Origin of the sequence: Methylophilus glucosoxydans (assembly GCF_042676145.1) — a bacterium.
Classification (GTDB): domain Bacteria; phylum Pseudomonadota; class Gammaproteobacteria; order Burkholderiales; family Methylophilaceae; genus Methylophilus; species Methylophilus glucosoxydans.
Map to the genome: position 1 here is coordinate 353,007 of NZ_JBHTJW010000001.1, position 14,388 is coordinate 367,394.

The window sequence follows — 14,388 nt, forward strand, 5'->3', positions numbered from 1 at the left end:
CGTTATTCCTTTTAATGAGCGACCTTAGCCTTTGAATATCCTGCGTACCGCCACGAAAAACAGCGGTACAAACAGGATGGCCAGTACGGTGGCTGTCAGCATGCCGCCAATCACGCCTGTGCCCAGCGCATTTTGGGCGCCAGAGCCTGCGCCAGTCGAAATGGCAAGCGGCAGCACGCCAAGGATGAAGGCCAGCGATGTCATGATAATTGGCCGGAAGCGCAACCTTAACGCCTCTAATGTGGCCTCTGTCATCTCTTTGCCTTGCTCCATTTTTTCCTTCGCAAACTCCACAATCAGGATGGCATTTTTGGCCGACAGGCCTATCGTCAACAGCAAGCCAACCTGAAAATACACATCGTTGGAGAGTCCCCGCATGGACGCTGCAATCAAGGCGCCGACGACACCCAGCGGCACCACCAGCATGACTGCAAATGGAATGGACCAGCTCTCATACAATGCTGCGAGGCATAAAAACACAATCAGCAGGGATAAAGCATACAGCGCGGGGGCTTGTGAACCCGTCATGCGCTCCTGGTATGACAATCCTGTCCACTCGTAGCTGATGCCGGGAGGCAGGGTTGCCGCCAATGATTCCATGATGGCCATCGCCTCGCCGGTACTATGCCTCGGTGCCGGGGCGCCCAGGATTTCTACCGAGGATTGACCGTTATAGCGTTCCAGCTTGGGTGACCCATAAGCCCAGTGTGCGCTGGCGAATGAAGAAAATGGCACCATTTCACCGCTGGCATTTTTCACATACCACTGATCAAAATCCTTGGGTTCCATCCGTGCTGAAGTGGCGCCTTGCAGGTACACGCGCTTGACCCGGCCGCGGTCCATAAAGTCATTGACGTAAGTGCTCCCCCAGGCGGTGGAAAGCACTGAATTGATATCCGCGAGGGAAATGCCCAGGGCACTGGCTTTGGCTTGATCAATATCCAGCTTGTATTCTGGTGAGTCTTCCTGCCCGTTTGGCCGCACCCCGACCAATGAGCGATTCGCCGAGGCCATCCCCAGCAGTTGGTTGCGTGCCTGCATGAGGGCCTCATGCCCAAGGCCTGCCCGGTCTTGCAACTGTAGGTCAAAACCCGATGCATTTCCTAACTCGACCACGGCTGGCGGGCCGAATGCAAAGACCATGGCCTCGTTAATGGTTGAGAATTTGCCCATGGCTTTTCCGATCACCGCTGATATTTTCAGGTCAGGTCGTTTACGTTCTGACCAGTCTTTCAAGCTGACAAAGGCGAGTCCATTGTTCTGGCCACTTCCCGCAAAGCTGAAGCCAGACACCGTGAACACGGATGCGACAGCCTCTTTTTGTTCGGCGAGGAAATGATGCTCTACCTTGTTTAGCACGGCTCGGGTGCGCTCTGTCGTTGCCCCGGCAGGCAAGATCACTTGCGTAAACAGGATGCCTTGATCTTCATCCGGCAGGAAAGCCTGTGGCATGCGGACAAATAATAGCGCCATCACGACAACAATCAGTGCATAAATCAGTCCGTAGCGGCCAAGACGATGCAGCATACGCGCAACCACGGATTGACTGCCTTGCGTTGTAAGTTCCACGCCACGGTTAAATACCTTAAAAGCACCCGTCAACGGGTTGTGTGTCTTGGTGTGTGGCTTGAGTAAGGTGGCGCATAGGGCAGGCGTCAGAATCAGGGCTACCAGCACTGAAAGCACCATGGCCGATACGATTGTGATGGAGAATTGCCGGTAAATGACGCCGGTAGAGCCGCCGAAAAATGCCATGGGGACGAATACCGCCGAGAGCACAAGGGCGATGCCGATCAAGGCCCCACTAATTTGCGTCATGGAACGACTGGTGGCTTCCTTGGCAGACAGTCCCTCTTCGTGCATCACGCGTTCAACGTTCTCTACCACCACAATGGCATCGTCTACCAGCAGGCCAATCGCCAGTACCATGGCAAACATGGTCAGCGTATTGATCGAGTATCCGGTGGCGGACAACACGGCAAATGTCCCCAGCAGGACCACAGGCACGGCAATGGTCGGGATGAGTGTGGCACGGATATTTTGCAGGAAAAGATACATCACCAGGAATACCAGGATGATGGCTTCTACCAGCGTTTTGATGACTTCCTCGATGGAGACTTTGACAAAGGGGGTCGTGTCATATGGCATCACCGCCTTCATGCCCGCCGGGAAAAACGGCTCCAGCTCAAGCAGTTTAGCCTTGACGGCTTGAGCCGTTTCCAGCGCATTGGCGCCGGTTGCCAGCTTGATTGCCAGGCCTGTTGCCGGTTTGCCGTTATATTGAGCGACAACCTCATAGCTTTCGCCACCGAGTTCAATTTGGGCGACATCCTGCAATCTGACCGCAGCCCCATTGGCGGTGCTTTTTAATAAAATCTGCCCAAACTGCTCGGGTGTTTGCAAACGACTTTGCGCCGTCACCGTGGCATTTAATTCTTGCCCTTTTTTGGCGGGCATGCCACCGATTTGGCCTGCTGACACCTGGGCGTTCTGTGCTGTGATCGCCTCGCTGATTTCGGCAGGCGTCAGCCCAAAATTGTGCAGCTTGGCCGGATCCAGCCATATGCGCATGGCATATTTGGTCCCAAAAACCTGCGTATCGCCTACGCCATTCACCCGGCTGATAATGTCCTGGACATTGGAACCGACATAGTCCCCCAGATCGATGCTAGACATGCTGTTGTCTTCTGAGATAAACGCAGCTACCATGAGGAAGTTATTGGAAGCTTTGGCGACCTGCACGCCTTGTTTTTGCACATCCTGCGGCAGTAGCGGGGTAGCCAGCGCGAGCTTGTTCTGCACCTGTACCTGTGCAATATCCGGGTCGGTTCCCGCGTCAAAGGTCAGTGTAATGGTGACGCTGCCTGAAGCGTCGCTGGTCGAGGACATATAGGTCAGGTGGTCGATCCCTTTCATTTTTTGCTCGATCACCTGGGTGACGCTGTCTTCCACCGCTTTGGCCGAGGCGCCCGGGTAAGTGGTCGTGATGGAGATCGCAGGCGGAGCAATCATCGGGTATTGGGCAATCGGTAATGACCGGATCGCGAGTATGCCTGCCAGCATGATCACGATCGCAATCACCCAGGCAAAAATAGGGCGGTCAATAAAAAATTTAGACATGATGACTCCCTATATTGGCTTGGTTGTGCGGCTTTTGTCGGTCGACACAATTTTTACCGGCATTCCAGGCCGTATTTTTTGCAGCCCATTCACTACCAGTCTGTCGCCTGCATTCAGGCCCTGGCGTACCACCCACTGGCCATCCAGCGTCTTGTCCGCCTGAATATTCCTGAGTTGCACCTTGCTATCCTTGTCCAGCACATACACGACAGGGTCCCCTTTGGCGTCGCGACTCACGCTTCGTTGTGGCACCAGGATGGCGGTTTCTGCAACGCCTTGTTCCAGCACTGCGCGCACATACATGCCCGGTAAGAGTACGCCTTTGGGGTTGGGGAATATGGCCCGCAGCGACACGGTGCCTGTCGACTGGCTTACGGTAATGTCTGCAAATGCCAGCTTGCCAGTCAGTGCATAGGTACTGCCATCCTCAAGGACGAGTTTCACTTCGGCCTGGTTTTCTCCTGCCTTCTTGAGGCGGCCACTCTCCCAGTCATGGCGCAGCCGCAACAGGTCAGCGCTAGACTGGGTCACATCGACATAAATGGGATCAAGCTGCTGGATATTGGTCAGCATGGTTTCCTGGTTCGCAATCACCAGGGCGCCCGGTGTAATGTTCGATTTCGCCACCCGTCCAGAAATCGGCGCCATGACGCTGGTGTATGCCAGGTTGATTTTTGCTATTTGCAATGCGGCCTTCGCCAAATCTACTTCTGCCTGCGCCTGATCCAGCACTGATTGCGCATCCTCTAAATCCTGCTTGCTCACGGCTTGTATGCTCGCCAGCTCGTGATAGCGCTCAGCCTTGCTTTTTGCAGCCACAAGATTCGCCTGGGCTTTATTCAGGCTTGCCTGCGCACTGTCTAATGAAGCCTTGTATGTTGAAGGGTCAATTTGGTACAGCTGTTGGCCCGCCTTGACATCTGTCCCTTCGGTGAACAAGCGTTTTTGCAAAATACCACTGACCTGCGGCCGGATCTCCGAAACCAGAAAGGGGGAAGTGCGCCCAGGTAACTCGGTTTTCAGGTTAACCGATTGTGGCTGGAGATTGATGACTTCCACTTCTGCTGGCGGAGGGGCTGCCGGTGCAGGTGCTGCACCCTGATGGCAGCCGGTAAGTAATTCACATAAAGCGAGCAATACCGGAAATGCCGTCGCCAAACGCATGGTCTGTAATGGTGGTTTCATAGGATTCTCCTTTTAAGTACCGCCATGAAAATTGGTTTTTTTCAGGTTGACTTAAATTAGATTGAGTATTCATTCTAGATTGAATGATCATTCTAATATAGAATACTAAAAAAGCAACTTTTATTTTTAATGATGACAGGAGAAGTCATGTCCCTCTCGAACATACAGAACAGCCGTGCGGACCTCCGGCGCAACCAGGTGCTGACGGCCGCGACTGAGTGCTTTAGAAACCAGGGCTTTCATGGCACCAGCATGTCCCAGATATCCAAAGCCTCGGGCATGAGTGTTGGGCACATCTATCATTACTTTGAGAATAAAGAGGCCATTATTGAGGCGATCGTGGAAAAAGATTTGCTCAAAATACTGAATGTTACTAACCGCGTTGAGCAAAACCGGGGCGACGGTGATATCTTTGATGCCCTGATTGCTGACGTTGAAACGACTGCGATGGATACTTTCTATGATCCAGATGCGCCCTTATTGCTGGAGGTGATTGCCGAGGCCGCACGCAATCCCAAAATTGCCAATATCATCCGCCGCGCAGAAGCCATGGCCATGGAAAGTATCAAAAGTTATTTTCGTAAAGGAATGATTCAACGGCACATGAACATCTCAGAAGAGGCGCTAGATACCGCTTGTAATTTGATAGCTTCTTTGTTTGAAGGCTTTACTATCCGATTGATCAGGAATCCTGATCTTTCACTGAAGCGTACTGTCCCGATGTTAGGCAGGACGATTCAGTATGTTCTTGAGCACGAGTTAAACCCCAGCTAACAAATAGGATGGTTAAAAGTAACTGTGTTTTTTAGAGATGAGACAAGAGCCGCGATTTGTTTTCGGTTCACTTCCACGCGTGGAGAAGATAGTGATTGGCAAGCGTGATGTTTGCTAAAAGCGGGCAATAAAAAAGGGGCTGATAGCCCCTTTTTTTGAAACTGTATGTAATCAGGCTGCGCCTAATTGTACAGGTGTTAACTGGATCAGTTTTTTAACCAGGCCCGGATGTTGTTCTGCATGCGCCTCCTTCAGACAGGCTTTGGCACAGCTGGCACATTTGCCGCATTCTGCCCCTACGCCCAGTTGATCTTTCAAATGCTTGACGGTTTTTGCGCCATTCTTCACTGCTTGATGAATCTGTCGCTCTGTCACTGCATTACACACGCAAACGTACATATTGCCTCTAATTAAGTTCACTAATGATAATTATTATCATTTAATGTGACTTTGTCAAGCGGCATATGGTTCCTTGCAGCCATAAAAAAAGCCGCTTTCGCGGCTTAATTCAATGATTCACTAGCGTGTATCAGCTAATCAGACTCAATCTGTGATTGCAGGTAGTTCGGCAGGGTCACGTCTTCGATCAGGCTTTGCTGGGTTTCCAGCCAGTCGATGGCTTCTTCACAGGCTTCAAGCAACTCGGTCAACAAGTCGCGTGTGACGTAATCTTGCAGTTTCTCGGCTTCTGCAATCGCCTCTACCAGTTGCGGGCGCTGCACTTCTTTTTCAAAGCTCAGGTCGCCCTGCAGGCATTCCACCACCTCTTCGCCTATGAGTAACTTGCCCAGGTTTTGCAGGTTAGGCAGGCCATCCAGAAAAAGAATGCGTTCAATTACCTCATCCGCTTCTTTCATGACGCGGATGGATTGTTTGTACTGGTAGTCATTCAGTCGCTCGAGCCCCCATTTTTTGAACATGCGCGCATGCAAAAAATATTGGTTGATCGACGTCAGTTGGTTTTTAAGCACCTTGTTCAAGGTGGTAATGATTTGTTTATCGCCTTGCATGCGTGATACTCCTTATGCAGCAGAAGGGCTGCTGCCCATTTGGCTCTGGCAGTAGTTTTCGATACCCACCAGTTTGATCAGATTGAGCTGTTTTTCCAGCCAGTAGGCGTGGTCCATTTCGGTATCTTCGAGTTGCACCAGCAACATTTCGCGGGTGACGTAATCTTGCGCTTGTTCACAGGCTTCCATAGCCTTTTTCAGGTGTTTGACCACGGTGTACTCCAACGCCAGATCAGACTCCAGCATGGATTTCACATCCTTGCCAATATTGAGTGATTCACGCTTGGCCAGATTGGGTTTGCCTTCGAGGAACAGAATGCGCTGTATCAAGGCACGTGCATGTTCGCGTTCGTGCAGCGATTCATGCAGGCTATGCTCTGCCAGGCTGCCCAGGCCCATATCGGCATACATTTCACCGTGAATCAGGTATTGATCGGTGGCGGACAACTCGCCTGCCAGCAAGTCGTTCAGTATCTCTATAATTTTTTTGTCGCCCTTCATGACGGCTCCTTGCACGTTTCAGATGCTAGCCATCATACAGTAAAAATAAATTGATGCAATTGAAATTTTTATGTAACTATTTGATTTTAAATGATATTTTAAATAGAAACATAAATGACAATCGTTCTTGATGCGCTTGGGGTGAATCATTCCAGTCAGCGAGGCTATAACAGCAACGAGAGGTCATGCGCAATATTCTCTGGCTTCTCGCCATAGCCCTCGTAAACACGGGGTGCGCCAGTCTTATCAAACACATACAAGCCTGCACTGTGGTCCATGGTGTATCCTGATTTTCCCGGCTCACTGACTTTGGCAGCATACACCTTATATTCGCTCAAATTGGCCGCCACTTCAGCCGGGGTGCCGCGCAAGCCAATAAAACGCGCATCAAAGCCGGGGACGAACTGCGCCAACACCGCTTGCGTGTCGCGCTCCGGGTCTACCGTCACAAACAGCACCTGTACATCGTTGGATTTTTCACCGAGTAATTGCATGGTTTTTTTCAGGTCGGTCATGGTAGTGGGGCAAACATCCGGGCAATGCGTGTAACCAAAAAACATCACCACGACCTTGCCTTTAAAGTCGCTCATATGACGCAATTTGCCCGTGTGATCGGTGAGAGACAGCGGCTGACCAAACTGGGTACCAGTCAGGTCGGTGCCAATAAAGCGGGCAGAGGGCCCTTGCTGGCAAGCCACCAGCAGCATGCTCAATAGCGAGAACACCAGATAAAGCCACTTAAATCGCACAGGCATGCAAAAAATCCTTGTAAATCATCATTGAAATGGATTCTAGCATAGGCGAAAAGCGCGCAGATTAGTTTACAATACTGGTTTTTGATGACTGACGGATTAAAGGCGAGTTTAAATGGCAATACCGAGTTCGATGGCAGACCGTGACGGCGTTATCTGGTACGACGGCAAAATGGTCAACTGGCGTGACGCCACCACCCATGTATTAACCCACACCCTGCACTATGGCATGGGCGTGTTTGAAGGGGTGCGTGCCTACAAAACTGACAAGGGGACAGCCATTTTCCGCCTCAAAGAGCATACTGACCGTTTGTTCCGCAGTGCGCATATCCTCGGCATGAAAATGCCGTTTGATAAAGCGACTATCTCCGAAGCGCAAAGAGCTGCCGTGCGTGAGAATAATCTCGACTCTGGCTATCTGCGCCCAATGGCGTTTTATGGTGCAGAGGCCATGGGCATTTCTGCCAAAACCTTATCTACTCACGTCATTGTTGCCGCCTGGAGCTGGGGTGCTTACATGGGCGAAGAGGCGATTACCAAAGGCATTCGCGTAAAAACGTCTTCTTTTGCGCGTCACCACGTCAACATCACCATGTGTAAAGCCAAAGCCAATGGCAACTATATGAACAGCATCCTGGCACACCAGGAAGCGGCGCAGGATGGTTACCAGGAAGCGCTGTTGCTGGATGTGGACGGTTTCGTGGCTGAAGGTTCCGGTGAAAACATTTTCATCATCCGTAACGGCAAGCTGTACACGCCAGACCTGACCTCTGCGCTGGAAGGCATCACCCGTGACACCATCATCCACCTGGCCAAAGAAGAGCTGGGCCTTGAAGTGATTGAAAAACGCATTACGCGTGACGAAGTCTACAGCGCTGACGAAGCCTTCTTCACCGGCACTGCCGCTGAGGTGACGCCTATTCGTGAACTGGATAACCGCGCCATTGGCGAAGGCACACGCGGCCCGATCACTGAAAAACTGCAAAGTATGTATTTTGATGTGGTTAAAGGGAAAAACGCCAAGTACGCTCACTGGCTGACCCTGGTTTAATGAATTGTTGCCTGTTTGCTGGAGAGTTTGAATGTCTGATGTCAAAGAGTTTGAAGTAGACGGCAAAGACTTGCCATTGCATTGCCCAACCAAAGAAGTTGCTTTGTGGGCATCACATCCAAGAGTGTTTCTGGATGTGGCGAAAACGGGGCAGGTCTCTTGCCCGTACTGCGGGACGAAATACCGGTTGAAACCCGGCACACAGGTGCATCACCATTAAGTCAAAAAAACCCACGCAGCGCGTGGGTTTTTTGTTGCAGGTTTGGGTTGTGCGATTGAGAATGATTTTAGAAGGTCATTCTTTTGTTTCTCTGTCACAAGGTGTCTGAATTTCCTTAATTCCACTTTGGAGTAGGGTTCCCAAATTATGCGCTATGCTGGCGCAATGGTTGGCGTATTTAGAGGCCGTTGTTCAAGTTGCAGGGTGGGCATGTATGCCCACGCGGATTGGTGTTTGTTTTATGTCATGCTCTGTTTCGCCCTTCAGCGAGTCACTTTTCTTTGCTTGCCCAAAGAATAAGTAACCAAAAGAAATGCACCCTAGCTTCCGCTTGATCCCTGCCTTGTTCACCAAAACAAGCGGTCACGAAACTCGACCTGGCAGCTCACAAAATACGTAAGCTGCTGCGGGACTCGAACAGTCGCTCCCTTCTCCCTTGTTTTGGCTGCGCTACTCGGCGCGTCAGATAGGGGCCCAAAAACCCATGAGCGCCGCCCTTTGTGATCTTGAAATGCCACTGTTCAAAATTCAACAGTGCTACTTAGATGAGAAAAATCCCATCCCATCACGCCGAGGAGCGCAGGCGAAGTGGGAGTTGTCGGCCATCGGCTGTTCGAGTTCCGCGGCAGCTTGCGTAGTGTGCAAGCTGTTAGGGCGAGTTTCGATGGACGCCCACTTTGTTGATAACTAAGACTGTGCAGCAGTCTGTTAGGGCGTAGGCTAACTCGCGTAGCGATGTTAAGCGCAGCGGCCGTAGCCAACAACGCAAGGGAGCCGCAGGCCGTGATGGCTGGGAGCCCTCTTCTTTGGTTACTTTCGGTGGGGCAAGCAACAGAAAGTAACTCGCCGAGAGGCGAAAAAGATAGTTATTAGTACGCCAAAGGGAATTTGGGACCTCAATAGCAATTCAAAAGAGTTATTTTTGAAGTCTTTTACGTGAGTTGAGTCGCTTAATTAGAATGAATCCACAACTGCTGCATTACTCGTTGAGTATCTTTTGTTCCACTGTTTAAAAACACAAAATCCCCAGCCTCAGTGGCAACATTAAGCATCTGCTTTTGCTCCAGCACCTGATGTAGGCGCTTGGCAACCGCAGCCCCGGTATCAATCAAGGTGACTTCGGGCCCCACAATCTCTTGAATCTGCTTTTTAACAAACGGGTAGTGTGTGCAGCCCAGCACTATGGTATCTGCGCCTGCTGCCATCAACGGTTGGCAGTATTGTTGCAATAGAGCCAGTGTCTGTGGGGTATCTAGCTGCCCCTGTTCTATGCACTCCACCAAACCGACGCAGGCTTGTGTCACGACTTGCACGCCTTGACCGTAATGCTCGAGCAGGGCGGCGAATTGTGCGCTTTTAAGCGTGCCAGTGGTGGCGAGCACGCCGATGATGCCGTTTTTGCTGGCCGCTGCCGCGGGTTTGACGGCGGGTTCCATGCCTATAATGGGTAGAGTGTAACGCTCGCGCATGGCGCTGATGGCCGCGGCAGTGGCGGTGTTACAGGCGACGACCAGTGCTTTTGCACCTTGGTCAATGAGGGTGTCGGCGATGGTAAAGCAGCGCTGCTGAATTTCTGTCGCCGTTTTGTTGCCATAAGGCGCATGTGCGCTGTCAGCAAAGTAGTAGAAATGCTCGTGTGGCAGCTGGCGGGTTAAGTGTTTGAGGACGGTGAGGCCGCCGACCCCGGAATCCATGACCCCGATTGGGGCGTTGACTGCAATCGCTGAGCACATCGAAATGGCACGGTATGATTTATAATGGCTGGATTATATCGGATTTTATACGGGTGACAGGGATGGCCAACCGGCTGAGCAAGATTTACACGCGTACCGGCGATAGCGGTACGACCGGGCTGGGCGACGGCACGCGCGTCGCAAAGTCTGATCTGCGCGTGGAAGCCATGGGTGACGTGGATGAGCTGAATGCGGTGTTAGGCATATTGCTGGTTGAAACCTTGCCTGAGGATGTGCGTGACAGTCTGCTGGCGATACAGCATGACTTGTTCGATTTGGGTGGTGAATTGTGTATGCCAGGGCATACGTTTATGCAGGCTGGCCGTGTCGCGTTTTTGGAAATGACGCTGGATACCTGGAACGAAGCATTGACGCCGTTAAAAGAGTTTATATTACCTGGCGGCAGTCGGGCAGCCGCGGTGTGTCATTTGGCACGCACGGTGTGTCGGCGTGCCGAGCGGGTGTTGCATGCCTTGCATGCGCAAGCACCGGTGACGCCCGTGGCCTTGCAATACCTGAACCGTTTGTCCGATTTGCTGTTTGTCCTCTGTCGTACCTTAAACCGGCATGCGGGTGTGCCGGATGTCTTGTGGAATAACCAACATAAACTGTAGCGCGGCGCAGGCTGACGCTCGAATTGCAAAATAATGATTAAACAATTACTGCAGAAAGTATTCCGTCGGCGTGCCAGCGCGAATACGCACACTCAATTGCCAGCGGCGCAAATCATCCAGGCGGGCAAGCACAAAATCAACCAGAAGCATATTAGTCAGGCGGCCCTCAAAACTTGCGACCAGCTGCAAAAGGCCGGGTTTCAGGCTTATATCGTCGGCGGCGCAGTGCGCGATTTGCTGCTAGATCATCCGCCCAAAGACTTTGATGTGGCAACCAATGCCACCCCTGAGCAGGTGCATAAGGTTTTCCGCCGTTCGCGTATTATTGGCCGCCGTTTCCGGCTGGTGCATGTGTTATGGGGGCATGAGACTATAGAGGTGTCTACCTTTCGCGGGCATCACCTGAGTGAGGGCGATGCTGAAACCAATGACAGTGGCCGTATCATTCGCGATAACGTGTTTGGCAGCATAGAAGAGGATGCGGTGCGCCGCGACTTCACCGCCAATGCTTTATATTACGACCCCAAGCGGCAGGAAGTGCTCGATTTTCATAATGGGGTGGCCGATATTCGTGCCAAAACCTTGCGTATCATCGGCGACCCGATCAAGCGTTATCAGGAAGACCCGGTGCGTATGTTGCGCGCCGTGCGCTTGTCAGCCAAACTGGGCTTGAAGTTGGAGCGAGATACCGAGACCCCGATTCGCAAGCTGGCCGATTTACTTGAAGACGTGCCACCTAGCCGCTTGTTTGATGAAATGCTCAAGCTGTTCTTGTCCGGGCATGCCATTGAAAGCATCAATGCTTTACGTGCGCAACAGTTACATCACGGCTTGTTGCCCTTGCTGGATGTGATACTTGAGCAGCCCATGGGCGAGAAGTTTGTCATGCTGGCGCTTAAGAATACCGACGAGCGCATTTCGTCCGGCAAGTCATCCAACCCCAGCTTTTTGTTTGCAACCTTGTTGTGGCATGAAGTCTTGCTTGCCTGGCAAGAAAACCAGAAGCGTGGCGAACATATGATTCCTGCGCTGCATGAGGCGATGAACGAAGTCATCGACAAGCAAGCCGAGAAGATGGCGATTCATAATCGCTATACGACCACCATGAAAGAGATCTGGGCCATGCAGCCGCGCTTTGAACAGCGCTCGGGCAAGCGGCCGTATGCCTTGCTCACGCATCCGCGTTATCGCGCCGGCTATGATTTTCTACTGTTGCGTTGTGCCTCTGGCGAGCTGCCGCAAGAACTCGGTGACTGGTGGACACGTTTTGCCGATGCCGGGACAGAAGAGCGTACCGCCATGCTGCTACCGGAAAGCGGCCCGAAAAAACGTAGACGCAAGCCACGCAAGAAAAAACCGGCTGGTGGAGACCTGGCCTGATGGCGATTGCCTTGATTGCCCTGGGCGGCAATTTGCAGCAGCCGGAGCGGCAGGTTAGCAAAGCCATTGAAGTGTTGGCGCAGACGCCAGGCTTGACGCTGCTGCAAGCTTCTAGCCTCTATGCCACCGCCCCTGTGGGGTATGATAACCAGCCAGACTTTATCAATGCCGTGGTGCAAATGGCGACCGAGATTGAAGCGCCACACCTCATGCAATTGCTGTTGGAGATAGAACAGCAGTTTGGCCGAGAGCGCCCTTTTCCCAATGCGCCACGTATTCTGGACCTGGATCTGCTCGATTATGACGGCATGCAGTTGGATACACCGCTGCTCACCCTGCCGCATCCACGCATGCACATGCGCGGCTTTGTGGTGGTGCCACTGGCTGAAATTGTGCCGGACTTTGTGCTGCCATCCGGGCAGAGTGTTGTAGAATGGTTGACAACAAACAAGCACGACGACGTGCGCAAACTGGATCCGAATTCAATCCGCTAGACGAGCAATCTCCATGTTTACCCGCTTTCCTTATGTTGTCATTGAAGGTCCTATTGGCAGTGGCAAAACCACGCTGGCCCGCATGCTAGCAGACAAGTTTTCGGTAGAGTTACTCTCCGAAAAAGCCGAAGCCAATCCTTTTTTGACCCGCTTTTATCAGGATGCGCAACGCTACGCCTTGCCTACGCAGCTGTTTTTCCTGTTTCAGCGTTCACGGCAGATTGAAGACATGGCGCAGCGTGACATGTTTGGCCAGCCTACGGTGTCTGACTTCTTTCTCGAAAAAGACCCGCTGTTTGCACGCCTGAATCTCGATGATGAAGAGTATTCGCTTTACCATCAAATTTACCAGCACTTGCAGCTGAAGGCACCCAAGCCTGACCTGGTGGTCTATCTGCAAACCCCGGTCGATGCCTTGATGGATCGTATTGAAGAGCGCAATATCAGCTATGAGCAAGACATGCCGCGCGAGTATATTGCGCGTCTGGCTGAGGCTTACAGTGAATTCTTTCATGCTTATGATGCTTCACCTTTGCTGATCGTCAACAACGAAAAGCTCAATATCATTAAAGACCCGGAAGCCTTTGATTTGCTGATCGAACGCATAGGCCAGATCAAGAGCAGCCGCGAGTACTTTAATCCTAATTTCTGATGCGGGTCTGCTGCGACGCATGTGCTTTTTGCGGGCAGCCTTTTAAGACGACATAACGACATGCTGAATACTCTGATCACCAGGGCCAGATCGGGCGAGAAGATTGCCATGCTGACCTGCTATGACGCCACCTTTGCCAAGTTGCTGGCATTGGCGGGGGTGGATGTATTGCTGGTCGGGGATTCACTCGGTATGGTGATACAGGGTGGCAGCAATACGCTCGCCGTCACCATGCAAGACATGATTTACCATACCCGTATGGTCGCCAGAGGCGCGCCGCATACGGTCATCATGAGTGACATGCCTGCTTGCAGCTATGAGCATGATAGAGAAACTGCGCTCACTAACGCACAAACCCTACTCGCGGCAGGCGCGCATATTGTCAAAATCGAAGGCGGTGGAGACATGGTCGAAACCGCGCGCTATCTGATTGAAAACGGTGTGCCGGTCTGTGCGCACCTTGGCTTTACCCCGCAATCGGTTGAAAAGCTGGGCGGCTATAAAATCCAGGGCAAGACCGAAGAAAGCGCCCGCGCCATGCTGGCCGATGCGCAAGCGATGGCCGCTGTCGGCGTCAGTATGGTGCTGTTTGAAATGGTGCCCGCCGCTCTGGCGACGCAGATTACGCAAACGATTCAGGTGCCTACCATAGGCATAGGCGCCGGGGCAGGCTGTAGCGGCCAGGTGCTAGTATTGCAAGATTTGTTGGGCATTTATACTGGCCCCGCCGACAAAGCGCCGCAAGACTACAAAGCGCCCAGGTTTGTGCAAAACTTTTTGCAACAGGGCGGGAGTGTGCAGGGCGCGGTGGAGCGTTATGTGCACGCCGTGAAGGAAGGGCGCTTTCCTGGGGAGCAGCATAGTTATTAATTTAGCTTTTTACTATCGACTTTGACTGTACT

The 14,388-nt window shown here is 52.1% G+C and carries 15 protein-coding genes; 8 read left to right on the top strand and 7 right to left on the bottom strand.

All coding sequences use genetic code 11. The annotated features are described in order from the left end of the window. Positions 1–24: 24 nt before the first annotated feature. Together ACFQ1T_RS01695 and ACFQ1T_RS01700 are read right to left on the bottom strand one after the other, a co-directional pair. On the bottom strand, positions 25–3,120 hold the full coding sequence (locus ACFQ1T_RS01695) for an efflux RND transporter permease subunit (RefSeq protein WP_379073514.1): 3,096 nt from the start codon (positions 3,118–3,120) through the stop codon (positions 25–27). A gap of 9 nt (positions 3,121–3,129) precedes the next feature. Then, the gene (locus tag ACFQ1T_RS01700) at positions 3,130–4,305 is read right to left on the bottom strand and encodes an efflux RND transporter periplasmic adaptor subunit (protein ID WP_379073516.1); all 1,176 of its coding nucleotides are present in this window, start codon (positions 4,303–4,305) and stop codon (positions 3,130–3,132) included. Positions 4,306–4,452: 147 nt separating this feature from the next. Here ACFQ1T_RS01700 and ACFQ1T_RS01705 point away from each other — a divergent pair, with 147 nt between their 5' ends. Then, complete coding sequence (locus tag ACFQ1T_RS01705; protein WP_379073518.1) at positions 4,453–5,079, top strand: TetR/AcrR family transcriptional regulator; 627 nt, start codon at positions 4,453–4,455, stop codon at positions 5,077–5,079. A gap of 171 nt (positions 5,080–5,250) precedes the next feature. Here ACFQ1T_RS01705 and ACFQ1T_RS01710 read toward each other — a convergent pair whose 3' ends face one another. The 4 genes from ACFQ1T_RS01710 to ACFQ1T_RS01725 all read right to left on the bottom strand — a co-directional run bounded on the left by ACFQ1T_RS01710 (position 5,251) and on the right by ACFQ1T_RS01725 (position 7,345). After that, on the bottom strand, positions 5,251–5,478 hold the full coding sequence (locus ACFQ1T_RS01710; RefSeq protein ID WP_194749314.1) for a (2Fe-2S)-binding protein: 228 nt from the start codon (positions 5,476–5,478) through the stop codon (positions 5,251–5,253). A gap of 134 nt (positions 5,479–5,612) precedes the next feature. Next, a complete protein-coding gene (gene bfr, locus ACFQ1T_RS01715; RefSeq protein WP_194749315.1) occupies positions 5,613–6,089 on the bottom strand; it encodes a bacterioferritin in 477 nt (158 codons plus the stop codon). Positions 6,090–6,101: 12 nt separating this feature from the next. Next, entirely contained in the window at positions 6,102–6,590 is a 489-nt protein-coding gene (gene bfr, locus ACFQ1T_RS01720) for a bacterioferritin (protein WP_194749316.1), read from the bottom strand. A 164-nt stretch (positions 6,591–6,754) separates the two neighbouring features. Continuing rightward, positions 6,755–7,345 (bottom strand): SCO family protein, encoded by a 591-nt coding sequence (locus tag ACFQ1T_RS01725; protein WP_275356656.1) that lies wholly within the window; start codon positions 7,343–7,345, stop codon positions 6,755–6,757. A gap of 130 nt (positions 7,346–7,475) precedes the next feature. Here ACFQ1T_RS01725 and ACFQ1T_RS01730 point away from each other — a divergent pair, with 130 nt between their 5' ends. Beyond that, on the top strand, positions 7,476–8,393 hold the full coding sequence (locus tag ACFQ1T_RS01730) for a branched-chain amino acid transaminase (protein ID WP_379073770.1): 918 nt from the start codon (positions 7,476–7,478) through the stop codon (positions 8,391–8,393). Positions 8,394–8,424: 31 nt separating this feature from the next. After that, positions 8,425–8,613: a zinc-finger domain-containing protein gene (locus ACFQ1T_RS01735; protein WP_194749319.1), complete on the top strand. Its 189-nt coding sequence runs from the start codon at positions 8,425–8,427 to the stop codon at positions 8,611–8,613. Between the two features lie 950 nt (positions 8,614–9,563). Here ACFQ1T_RS01735 and murI read toward each other — a convergent pair. Further along, on the bottom strand, positions 9,564–10,346 hold the full coding sequence (gene murI, locus ACFQ1T_RS01740; RefSeq protein WP_379073522.1) for a glutamate racemase: 783 nt from the start codon (positions 10,344–10,346) through the stop codon (positions 9,564–9,566). Between the two features lie 62 nt (positions 10,347–10,408). Here murI and ACFQ1T_RS01745 point away from each other — a divergent pair, with 62 nt between their 5' ends. From ACFQ1T_RS01745 to panB, 5 genes are read left to right on the top strand one after another with little or no spacing between them, the layout of a single operon-like run. Continuing rightward, positions 10,409–10,960 carry a cob(I)yrinic acid a,c-diamide adenosyltransferase gene (locus tag ACFQ1T_RS01745; RefSeq protein WP_379073524.1) on the top strand — a complete coding sequence of 184 codons (552 nt, stop codon included), beginning with the start codon at positions 10,409–10,411 and terminating at the stop codon, positions 10,958–10,960. A 33-nt stretch (positions 10,961–10,993) separates the two neighbouring features. Next, positions 10,994–12,340, top strand: a complete 1,347-nt coding sequence (gene pcnB, locus ACFQ1T_RS01750) for a polynucleotide adenylyltransferase PcnB (protein WP_194749322.1) — start codon at positions 10,994–10,996, stop codon at positions 12,338–12,340. Continuing rightward, positions 12,340–12,834 (top strand): 2-amino-4-hydroxy-6-hydroxymethyldihydropteridine diphosphokinase, encoded by a 495-nt coding sequence (gene folK / locus ACFQ1T_RS01755; protein WP_275356660.1) that lies wholly within the window; start codon positions 12,340–12,342, stop codon positions 12,832–12,834. Before pcnB ends, folK begins: the two co-directional genes overlap by 1 nt. 13 nt (positions 12,835–12,847) lie before the next feature. Continuing rightward, entirely contained in the window at positions 12,848–13,486 is a 639-nt protein-coding gene (locus ACFQ1T_RS01760) for a deoxynucleoside kinase (RefSeq protein ID WP_228518910.1), read from the top strand. Positions 13,487–13,546: 60 nt separating this feature from the next. After that, positions 13,547–14,356 carry a 3-methyl-2-oxobutanoate hydroxymethyltransferase gene (panB, locus tag ACFQ1T_RS01765; protein ID WP_379073527.1) on the top strand — a complete coding sequence of 270 codons (810 nt, stop codon included), beginning with the start codon at positions 13,547–13,549 and terminating at the stop codon, positions 14,354–14,356. Positions 14,357–14,388: the final 32 nt, after the last annotated feature.

Coding starts and splice junctions, on each gene's coding strand:
- ACFQ1T_RS01695 (WP_379073514.1), bottom strand. CDS start 3,120: ATGTCTAAATTTTTTATTGACCGCCCTATTTTTGCCTGGGTGATTGCG.
- ACFQ1T_RS01700 (WP_379073516.1), bottom strand. CDS start 4,305: ATGAAACCACCATTACAGACCATGCGTTTGGCGACGGCATTTCCGGTA.
- ACFQ1T_RS01705 (WP_379073518.1), top strand. CDS start 4,453: ATGTCCCTCTCGAACATACAGAACAGCCGTGCGGACCTCCGGCGCAAC.
- ACFQ1T_RS01710 (WP_194749314.1), bottom strand. CDS start 5,478: ATGTACGTTTGCGTGTGTAATGCAGTGACAGAGCGACAGATTCATCAA.
- bfr (WP_194749315.1), bottom strand. CDS start 6,089: ATGCAAGGCGATAAACAAATCATTACCACCTTGAACAAGGTGCTTAAA.
- bfr (WP_194749316.1), bottom strand. CDS start 6,590: ATGAAGGGCGACAAAAAAATTATAGAGATACTGAACGACTTGCTGGCA.
- ACFQ1T_RS01725 (WP_275356656.1), bottom strand. CDS start 7,345: ATGCCTGTGCGATTTAAGTGGCTTTATCTGGTGTTCTCGCTATTGAGC.
- ACFQ1T_RS01730 (WP_379073770.1), top strand. CDS start 7,476: ATGGCAGACCGTGACGGCGTTATCTGGTACGACGGCAAAATGGTCAAC.
- ACFQ1T_RS01735 (WP_194749319.1), top strand. CDS start 8,425: ATGTCTGATGTCAAAGAGTTTGAAGTAGACGGCAAAGACTTGCCATTG.
- murI (WP_379073522.1), bottom strand. CDS start 10,346: ATGTGCTCAGCGATTGCAGTCAACGCCCCAATCGGGGTCATGGATTCC.
- ACFQ1T_RS01745 (WP_379073524.1), top strand. CDS start 10,409: ATGGCCAACCGGCTGAGCAAGATTTACACGCGTACCGGCGATAGCGGT.
- pcnB (WP_194749322.1), top strand. CDS start 10,994: ATGATTAAACAATTACTGCAGAAAGTATTCCGTCGGCGTGCCAGCGCG.
- folK (WP_275356660.1), top strand. CDS start 12,340: ATGGCGATTGCCTTGATTGCCCTGGGCGGCAATTTGCAGCAGCCGGAG.
- ACFQ1T_RS01760 (WP_228518910.1), top strand. CDS start 12,848: ATGTTTACCCGCTTTCCTTATGTTGTCATTGAAGGTCCTATTGGCAGT.
- panB (WP_379073527.1), top strand. CDS start 13,547: ATGCTGAATACTCTGATCACCAGGGCCAGATCGGGCGAGAAGATTGCC.